Source organism: Microbacterium alkaliflavum (assembly GCF_044325405.1).
Taxonomy (GTDB): Bacteria; Actinomycetota; Actinomycetes; order Actinomycetales; family Microbacteriaceae; genus Microbacterium; species Microbacterium alkaliflavum.
Genome location: NZ_JBIQWL010000009.1, coordinates 89,338 through 96,433 on the forward strand (window position 1 = coordinate 89,338; position 7,096 = coordinate 96,433).

Consider the following 7,096-nt stretch of genomic DNA (forward strand, 5'->3'; position numbering starts at 1 on the left):
CCCGGTGACCGACCTCGCGATCCAGACCTCGGGTCTGACCAAGCGGTTCGGTGCGCAGACGGCGGTCGACGCCGTCGCGCTCGATGTGCCGCACGGCGCCGTCTTCGGATTCCTCGGGCCGAACGGGTCGGGCAAGACCACGACCATCCGGATGCTCCTCGGCCTGGTCCGCCCGACGGCGGGCGAGGCGCGGGTGCTGGGGCGGAGCGTCCCCGACGCCCTCCAGGCCGTGCTCCCGCGGGTCGGGGCGCTCGTCGAGGGACCGGCGTTCGCCCCCTTCCTCACGGGCAGGCAGAATCTCCGCCGCTTCGACGCGGCGGCTCGCCACACGGCATCCGCCACCCGTCGACGGCGGGTCGACGAGGCGCTCGAACGTGTCGGACTGACGACGGCGGGCGACAAGAAGGTGCACGCGTACTCGCTCGGCATGAAGCAGCGCCTGGGCATCGCGAACGCGCTCCTGATGCCCCGTGAGCTGCTCGTGCTGGACGAGCCGACGAACGGGCTCGACCCGCAGGGGACCCGCGAGGTGCGCTCACTCATCCGCTCCCTGGCCGCCGAGGGGTCGACCGTCTTCGTCTCGAGCCATCTGCTCGCCGAGGTCGAGCAGGTGTGCACGCACGTCGGCGTCATGAGCGCGGGGCGCCTCGTCGCGTCGGGCACGCTCGACGAGCTGCGGCGGGGCGACGGCACGGGCCGCCTGGAGCTGCAGACCCCCGATGTCGAGAGAGCTCGCGAAGTGCTCGAGAAGGCGGGAATCCGGACGACGGATGCCGCGCCTTTCACGATCGCCGGAACGCTCGGCCCGGACGGACCCGAGCCCGAGGAGATCGTCGCGGCGCTCGTGCGCGCCGATGTGCGCGTGCGCGGGTTCGCCGTCGAGCGCACGAGCCTCGAAGACCGGTTCGTCGAGCTGACGGGGCAGGGCTTCGATGTCGTCGCCTGAGCTCGCGTCGCCCGCGGCCTCCCCGGCGCACGCCGGGGTGACCCGCGAGGCGCGGGGAAGCGGCATCGCGGGTCTTCTCTCGAGCGAGGTCGCGACACTCTTCCGCCGCGTGCGCACGTGGGCGATGTTCGGCGCGCTGGCCCTCATTCCCGTGCTCCTCGGCGTCGCCGTGCGGATCGCGGGCGGCACGCGTCCGGGCCACGGGCCGCCGTTCCTCGATCAGATCACCGAGAACGGCGTCTTCGTGGGCCTCGCCGCGCTGACTGTTGCGATCCCGCTCTTCCTGCCGCTGACGATCAGCGTCGTCGCCGGCGACGCGATCGCCGGTGAGGCGAGTCTCGGAACCCTTCGCTACCTGCTCGTCGCACCCTCCGGACGGGTCGCGCTCCTCGCGGTCAAGTACGTCGTCGCCGCCGTCTTCTGCGTCGCCGCGACGTTCCTCGTCGTCGCGGTGGGCGTGATCGTCGGCGCGATCCTCTTCGGGGCGGGGCCGCTCACTCTGCTGAGCGGCACACAGGTGAGCCTCGAAGAGGGACTGGTGCGGTGCCTCGCCGTCGTCGCCTACGTCTCGGTGTCGATGCTGGGTCTCGCGGCGATCGGGATGCTGCTGTCCACCCTCACGACGGTGCCCGTCGGCGCCATGGCGGCGACCGCCATCCTCGCCGTCGCCGCGCAGATCGTCGGGCAGATCCCGCAGCTCGACGCGATCCATCCGTACCTGTTCACGGATCGCTGGCTCGACTTCGGCGACCTGCTGCGCTCGCCGGTCTCGTGGGACTCGTTCGTCGGCAACGCCCTTCTGCAGGCCGCCTGGATCGTCATCGCGGGAGCGCTCGCGGTCTGGCGGTTCACCACCCGCGACGTGCTGACCTGACGACGATGTCGGAGCCCGCTCGTACAGTGCCCGTGTGCCCACCGATCTCGCGCGGTGTCTCGTCGGGGACGGATGCCGCGGTCCCGTCCCGACCGATGCCCCGCTGCGCCTCTGCGAGCTGCACTTCGCCGTCGCGGCCGACTGGGCCGCGTCGGCGTTCGGGGTGACCGACGCGCTGCCAGCGCCATGCCGCCTGTGCGGGTCGAGGCTCGGCATCCGCTACCCCTCGGGCTGGATCTGCGCGACGTGCGAGTGGCGCTTCGGCGAGCTCGTCGACGATGAGCTGCCCCCGCCGCGCGTCGACGTCGTCTACTACCTCGCCTACGCCGACCGCGTGAAGATCGGCACGACGTCGAACCCGCGTCGGCGGTTCGCGGCGATCTGGCATGACGACCTCCTCGCGATGGAGCGCGGCGATCGGCGCCTCGAACGACACCGGCACGAGCAGTTCGCGCAGGAGCGCTTCGGCACGAGCGAGTGGTTCGCGCGCTCCGACGCCCTCGACGCGCACATCGCGACGGTGCACGGCGGGGTCGAGCCGTGGGGCGCGTATGCCCGGTGGGTGAGCGAGGCGGTCGCGCTGCGCGGCTGACCGTTCGGACGAGCGGGTGAGCTCGGGGTGAGGCATCCCAGCGCTCTCGAAGCGATGCGGGATAGCGTGAGGAGTCCCCACACAACACGGAGGACAGCATGGGATTCCTGGACCGCCTGTTCGGCAACGGCAATGCCAACCGTCAGGTGCCCCCCGTTCCGCAGAACCCTTACGGGGCGCAGCCCGCGTACGGCCAGCCGGCGTACGGTGCGCAGCCGGCGTATTCGCCCGGCGCCGGTCAGCCGGCGTATTCGCCCGGCGTGCAGCCGCCGAAGAGCGACGACGAGATCGCCATCGAGCGCTACCGCTATCTCCTGCGCACGGCGCCTCCGCAGACGATCGAGCAGGTGCACGCCGAGGCGTTCGCCAAGCTCTCGCCCAATCAGCGCCAGCAGGTGCTCGCCGAGCTCAAGGCTGGCCTCCCACCCTACGAGCAGCCGCAGTCGAGCGACCCGCAGACCATGGCGCGCGCCGCGACCCGCGCCGAGTACATGAACCCCGGATTCATGGAGCGCACGCTGGGCCGGCGCGGCCCGTCGGGGTTCGGGTCGGCGATGGGCGGCTCGCTGTTCGGCACGATCACAGGCTTCGTGATCGGCTCGGCGCTCGTCAGCGCCATCATGGCGCCCACGTTCGCCTACGACGCCGGCTACCAGGACGGGTCGACGGACGCCTCGGGCGGCGACCCCGGCACGGATGCCGCAGCCGACGGTTCGGCATGGGGTGACGCGGGCTCCGGCTGGGGTGGCGACGGCGGCGGATTCGGCGACTTCGGCGGCGGAGGCGACTTCGGGTTCTGACCGAGCGCACCGGCGCGCCCCGGTGATCCCGAGCCCAGGGGCGCGGGCGCGGTAGTTTCGGGCCCATGGCCTCGTCGTCGGCGTCCGCGCGCAGGGGAGGCTCGGAGCGGACGCGCGAGCGGACGCTGCTGCTGAACCAGCTGCTGTTCGGCGGGGTCGTGCTGCTCGCGATCATCCTGATCGTGACGACGGGAGCGATCTACGACGTCTCGGCGTTCGCCGCCGCGACACTCCTCGCCTTCTTCGCGACGGGGGCGGCGATCATCGTGCCGTGGGACCGGGTGTCGTTCCTCGTCGGGATGCTCATCCCAGTCGTCGATGTCGTCGTCATCGCGCTGCTCATCGCGGCGAGCCCGGATACGGGCCTCGAGCTGCTCTGGGTCTTCCCGGCCATGTGGCTGGGCGCCGCTCTCGGTCTCATCGGGGTAGGGGTGGCGACCGTCCTCATCACGGCCTGCTACTGGCTCGTCATCGGGCTCGATCCCGAGCGCACCTTCACGCCCGGCGTCGTGCTGCTGCCGTTGACGGTCGCCGCGGTCGCAACGACCTCGCACTTCTCGGCCCGCCGCGCCGCGGCTCATCACGTGCTGCTGGAGCGGCAGTCGCAGCAGCTGCGCCAATCCGTCGAGCGCGCCCGCCGCCAGGAGGATCTCGTCACCGACGTCCTCGACGCCGTCGACTTCGGCGTCATCCGCATCCGCACCGACGGATCGCTCGTCGTCACGAACGAGGCGAACGCGCGCATGCCGCAGGCCTCACGGGACACGAGCCGTCCGTTCGCCGCCGACGGGATCACGGCGCTGCCGCCGGACGACCTCCCCCTCGCCCGCGCGCGGCGGGGCGAGTTCTTCGAGGACGAGCTCGTCTGGTACGGCCGGCCCGGCGATGCGAGGCGGCGCGCCCTGCGATCGACGGCGCGCCCCGTCTTCGACACCGACATGAAGCAGGCGGGCGCGATCGTCGTGACGCGTGACGTCACGGCCGAAGAGCTCGCCCTCCGCGCCCGGGAGGACCTCGTCGCCTCGGTGTCGCACGAGCTGCGCACCCCCCTCACCTCGATCACGGGGTATGTCGAGCTCGCACTCGACCACGACGACCTTCCGGCGTCGGTGCGCCGGAGCCTCGAGATCGCGCAGCGCAACATCGAGCGCCTGCTCGACCTCGTGTCCGACACCCTCGCGGCTTCGGCGGCGTCCCGGCGAGGCGTCGACCTCACGATCCACCGCGAGCTCACCGACCTCGCACCCGTCGTGCAGGCGGCGATCGAAGCCGCGGGCCCCCGCGTGGCGGAGCGGGGGATCACGATCGACGGGTCCGGGATCGAGCAGACCTTCGCGTTCGCGGATGCGGGCCGCATCCGGCAGGTCGTCGACAACCTCGTGTCCAACGCGATCAAATACGGCCGCGAGGGCGGCCACGTCGAGGTCGGCGCCACTCAGGACAGCGACCACGCATGGATCGTCGTTCGCGACGACGGCACGGGCATCTCCGAGCAGGAGCTGCCGCGCCTGTTCGAGCGCTTCTTCCGCGCGGATGCCGTGCGCAAGACCACGACGCACGGAACCGGCCTCGGCCTCGCGATCAGCCGCGACATCGCGCGGGCGCATGGCGGCGAGATCACCGTGCAGAGCACTCTCGGGGTGGGCACGACCTTCGTCGTGCGTCTCCCCGTGTCCGACCCAGGAGGGGCAACCTCATGACCACGCTGATGGCGACGACGCTTCTCACCGCGACGGTCGTCGTGACCTGCGGTGTGCTGTTCCTGCTCGAGACGCTCCTGCGCCGCGACACGGGAGCCGGTCGCATCTGGTCGCTCGCGTTCCTCGCCGCGATGCTGACGGTCGTCTGCTACCTCGTCTGGGCCGTCGCGCCCGACGGCCTGGATCGCGGTCGCCTTCGGCAACGCTGCACTCGTGGCGACGGTGGGATGCCTGTGGCTCGGCTGCCGTGCCTACAACGGCCGTCGGCTCGACTGGGCCGCCGGCGTCGTGGGCCTGGTCTGCCTCGGCACGATGGCCGCGGTGCTCGCCGAAGGACCCGACGGCGGCGACTGGGCGGGCGCCGTCGCGATGTTCCTGTCGATCGCGCTGTTCGCCGTGTTCGGGGCGATCGAGACGCGGCGCGGGAGCATGGGGGAGACGCTGATCTCGGTCGGGCTCACGGCGGCGCTCGGCGTCACGGCCGCGTACTACCTCGGGAGGACCGTCGCATTCGTCGCCGCGGGGCCCGACAGCGTGATCTTCACGACCTACTTCGGCAACTTCACGACGGCGCTCATCACGATCGTCCTCACGATCTTCGCCATGATGACGGGTTCGATCCTCCGTGGGCAGGACCTCGCGCCCCGCCGCTCGGCGGAGTCGTCGAGCGGCGTCGGAGCCGGTGCCGAGGTGCTCTCGGCCCCAGCCTTCGAACGCGTCACGACGACGGTGTTGTCCCGAGCGCGCGACAACGCCGAGCCCGTCGCTCTCATCGTCCTCCGGATGGACGATCTGCCGCAGATCGGCACCGCGTTCGGATCGGCGGCGCAGGCAGAGGTCGCGGCCCGGTGGCGCGAGGGCGTGCGCCGGTACGCGCCGTCGTTCGCGATCGTCGGAGAGGGCGGCGCGACCTCGATGCTCGTCGCGCTGCAGCCGTCGTCGTCGGGCAGCGCGCGGCGGATCGCGAGCCGCATCCATCGCCGCGTCATCGACGACTACACGGCGAACCCGGGCACCCCGACACCTGTCATGGGAGTCGGAGTCGCGCTCAACGACTCGTTCGGCTACGACATCGCGGGACTCCGGCGCGCCGCCGAGGATGCCGCGTTCGTCTCGGCCTCCAGTCCCGACGCATCGGTCGTGGTGGCGGGCGCCGCGTAGGTCAGCCGGCCGTCATCCGGTAGCCGACGCCGCGGACCGTCTCGATCCAGCGCGGCTTCGTCGCCGACTCTCCGAGCTTGCGACGCAGATTCGCGACGTGCACTTCGATGGCCCGCACATCGTGGTCGCTCACGAAGTCGCTCGCATCGACATACCGCTCGCCGCGCAGCATGAGGGCGAGATCGCTCTTGCTCACAACGCGCCGGCCCGCGCCGATGAGGTCGGCCAGGATGTCGAACTCGCTGCGTGTCAGGTCGAGCTCGACGCCGTCCGCCTCGGCGAGGCGCATCCCCGGATGCACGCGCAGGCCGCGGTGCGCGAGCCACCGCGCCTCCGAGGGGCGGTCGGCGTGCTCCTCCGGCGTCACCGCCGTCGTCATGCGGGGTCGGCGCATCATGGCCTCGACGCGGGCTCGCAGCTCGCGCGGACGGAACGGCTTCGTCATGTAGTCGTCGGCGCCGGACTGCAGCCCCTGGAGGGTGTCGATCTCCTCGGTGCGCGCCGTGAGCATGATGATGTACGTCGAGCTGAGGGCCCGGATGCGCTTGGCGGTCTCGAAGCCGTCCATGCCGGGCATGCTGACGTCGAGGGTCGTCACGATCGGATCGTGCGCCTTCACGAGCTCGAGGCCGTCGGCGCCCGTGCCGGCGGCGTGGATCGTGAATCCCGCCTGCTCCAGTACCTCGCCGATGAGCCCACGGATGTCGGCGTCGTCCTCGATCACGACTGCGACATCGGAACCTGTCACGGCGTCCCTCCACGTGTCCGACTCGACCTGGCCGGGGGCATCCGTGATGATATCGCGGAAGAGACGGTTGAATGCATCCCCAGGCATCCGTTCCCCTTCCTCTGCAGCCGTGCTGCGTCATCCCGACTCCGCCGCCGACGATGAGCGCGGAGCTCCCCAAGATCCCCGCGATGATCGCCACAGCGGCGATGGCTTCGGACCCCCGACCGACGGCGCCCCCTCCCAGCGCGCCGCCGGTCGTCGTCCCCGCGCCCGCGGTCTCGAGCTGACCGCGG

At 71.5% G+C, this 7,096-nt stretch carries 7 protein-coding genes; 6 read left to right on the forward strand and 1 reads right to left on the reverse strand.

Annotation, left to right across the window (positions count from 1 at the left end; all coding sequences use genetic code 11):
- Nucleotides 1–4: 4 nt before the first annotated feature.
- From ACH3VR_RS18775 to ACH3VR_RS18800, 6 genes are all read left to right on the forward strand, one after another.
- The gene (locus ACH3VR_RS18775; protein ID WP_397557848.1) at nucleotides 5–946 is read left to right on the forward strand and encodes an ABC transporter ATP-binding protein; all 942 of its coding nucleotides are present in this window, start codon (nucleotides 5–7) and stop codon (nucleotides 944–946) included.
- A complete protein-coding gene (locus tag ACH3VR_RS18780; RefSeq protein WP_397557849.1) occupies nucleotides 933–1,820 on the forward strand; it encodes an ABC transporter permease in 888 nt (295 codons plus the stop codon). The genes ACH3VR_RS18775 and ACH3VR_RS18780 overlap by 14 nt, the downstream gene beginning before the upstream one ends.
- Nucleotides 1,821–1,854: 34 nt before the next feature.
- Nucleotides 1,855–2,412, forward strand: a complete 558-nt coding sequence (locus ACH3VR_RS18785) for a GIY-YIG nuclease family protein (RefSeq protein WP_397557850.1) — start codon at nucleotides 1,855–1,857, stop codon at nucleotides 2,410–2,412.
- Between the two features lie 98 nt (nucleotides 2,413–2,510).
- Nucleotides 2,511–3,212 carry a hypothetical protein gene (locus ACH3VR_RS18790; protein WP_397557851.1) on the forward strand — a complete coding sequence of 234 codons (702 nt, stop codon included), beginning with the start codon at nucleotides 2,511–2,513 and terminating at the stop codon, nucleotides 3,210–3,212.
- A 65-nt stretch (nucleotides 3,213–3,277) separates the two neighbouring features.
- Complete coding sequence (locus ACH3VR_RS18795; protein WP_397557852.1) at nucleotides 3,278–4,912, forward strand: sensor histidine kinase; 1,635 nt, start codon at nucleotides 3,278–3,280, stop codon at nucleotides 4,910–4,912.
- A gap of 213 nt (nucleotides 4,913–5,125) precedes the next feature.
- Nucleotides 5,126–6,073: a nucleotidyl cyclase domain-containing protein gene (locus tag ACH3VR_RS18800; protein WP_397557853.1), complete on the forward strand. Its 948-nt coding sequence runs from the start codon at nucleotides 5,126–5,128 to the stop codon at nucleotides 6,071–6,073.
- Nucleotide 6,074: 1 nt separating this feature from the next.
- Here ACH3VR_RS18800 and ACH3VR_RS18805 read toward each other — a convergent pair whose 3' ends face one another.
- Nucleotides 6,075–6,821 carry a response regulator transcription factor gene (locus ACH3VR_RS18805; protein WP_397557911.1) on the reverse strand — a complete coding sequence of 249 codons (747 nt, stop codon included), beginning with the start codon at nucleotides 6,819–6,821 and terminating at the stop codon, nucleotides 6,075–6,077.
- Nucleotides 6,822–7,096 lie beyond the last annotated feature (275 nt).